At 71.7% G+C, this 1,732-nt stretch carries 3 protein-coding genes; 1 reads left to right on the forward strand and 2 read right to left on the reverse strand.

Annotated features, from left to right (window positions below; translation table 11 throughout):
- Nucleotides 1–549 (reverse strand): PadR family transcriptional regulator (locus E1293_RS46830; protein ID WP_132206572.1); only part of this gene is annotated, 549 nt, incomplete at its 3' end.
- 140 nt (nucleotides 550–689) lie between these two features.
- Between E1293_RS46830 and E1293_RS46835 the strand changes: the two genes are divergently transcribed.
- Nucleotides 690–1,469 (forward strand): hypothetical protein, encoded by a 780-nt coding sequence (locus tag E1293_RS46835; RefSeq protein WP_132206574.1) that lies wholly within the window; start codon nucleotides 690–692, stop codon nucleotides 1,467–1,469.
- Between the two features lie 145 nt (nucleotides 1,470–1,614).
- Here the strand turns inward: E1293_RS46835 and E1293_RS46840 are convergent.
- Nucleotides 1,615–1,732: integrase core domain-containing protein (locus E1293_RS46840; protein ID WP_165978491.1), on the reverse strand; the 118-nt coding region annotated here is incomplete at its 5' end.

The raw sequence follows: 1,732 nt of genomic DNA on the forward strand, positions 1-1,732 counted from the left end.
GTATAAGAGACAGGCGGGGGCGGGCGTCGCGCGGGTCACGTAGGTCTCGCAGTGGTCGAGCCAGCGCACCTCGGCCTCCGCCTGGAAGATCATCGACTCCAGGACCAGCCGCCACGCGCGGTCGCCCTGCTCGGCGGGGACGGCGGGCTGGTCGGCCTTGAGCCGGGTGAGGTCCTGCAGGGTGCGGAGGGTGGCGGTGCGCTGGGCCTGCACGACGTGCGCGACGTCCACGCCCGGTGTGGTGACCGCCATCGCGAGCTTGATCGCCAGCTCGTCCCGGGGGCGGTCGGACCGGGCGATCGGGGTGGTGAACCACCGCCGCACGTCCTCCTCGCCCGCCGGGGTGATCCGGTAGACGAAGCGGCCCTCGTCGTCGGCGCCGACGCGGGTGACGAGGTCGTCGCGTTCGAGTCGGGACAGCGTGGAGTAGACCTGCCCGATGTTGAGCGGCCAGGTCGCGCCGGTGGACGACTCGAACTCGGCGCGCAGCTGGTAGCCGTAGCGGGGCCCCTGGGACAGCAGTGCCAGCAGGCCATGACGGATCGACATACCTACCAAGTATGCATACCGCGTATGGTCGAGGCAATACCGAGTATGCATCCACGGAGACACACCGCCGGAATTTCACTGTGCGCGACCGTCCGGAGCCATAACGTGACCGGTGTCCCCGGCCGATCAGGAGATGACCCGTGACCTCGGACAGCACCATCAGCGTCCTGCGCGACGTCCTGCGCGTGTACGACCAGCGCTACCTGAGCCTCGACGGGCTCCAGCGGGAGCGGCTCGTCGACGGCACCCGCCGCGTCATCGGCGAGGAGGGGCTGAGCGACGCCGCCCGCGCCGCCATGCCCGCGTCCGTCCGGCTGCGGGCGTTCTGCATCCAGCACGGCCTGCGCGAGGAGCTGGAACGGCTGATCCGCGACGAGGTGGAGGGCAGCCCGGCGGGCGCGGTCGTGGTCGGCGGGCGGATCTACGCCATGTACCCGTACCTGCGCGGCGTCCCCCGGCAGGACGCCGACATCACCACCGAGGTCGGCGTCGAGCACCGGCTGGACGCGGTCGCCTGGCAGGGCAGGAAGGTGCGCATCCGCGGCGCCGCCGCCCTCCAGCGCGTCGAGACGAACCGGACGGCCGTGGACGTCATCCTGCGGGAGCGGACGTCCGGCAAGGAGCACGGCTTCCCCGCCGACCCCCGCGAGGACGGCTTCGAGGCGGTCGCCGACCCCGCCGCCTTCGAACCGGGACGGTGGGACGTGCACGTCACCGCCACCACCCTGGGCGTGACCCGCGAGGCACGCTTCGGCTCCGTCCGCGCCGAAGGCGCCAAGACCGCACCGCAGCGGAGAACGGCCGACACGAATGACGTCACCGTCTACTTCACGAAGGGCGGCCACCTGGCCCTGTCCATCACCGAGGCGACGGCCAAACCCTCACGACGCCCTTGGTACCGCCGCCGCTACTCCCGCTGACAGACAGAAACGCCGGGCACCTCGCCCTCCCACCTCAACCCGCGCCCACGGGTCGGGCGGCCGGAGGGCGCCCAGCCCCCCGCCGCTCGAAGCCCGACCACCGGTCACGGGTCGGGCGGCCGGAGGGCGCTCTAGCTGTACTCGGTCATGATCTTGGTGTCAGTCGGGTGATGGGTGGCTTGCCGCCCAGGGCCGAGTGGGGGCGTTGGGTGTTGTAGTGCTGCAGCCAGGGGGCGAGTGCTTGGGTGCGCTGGTGGTTGCTG

Source organism: Actinomadura darangshiensis (assembly GCF_004349235.1).
GTDB classification, from domain to species: domain Bacteria; phylum Actinomycetota; class Actinomycetes; order Streptosporangiales; family Streptosporangiaceae; genus Spirillospora; species Spirillospora darangshiensis.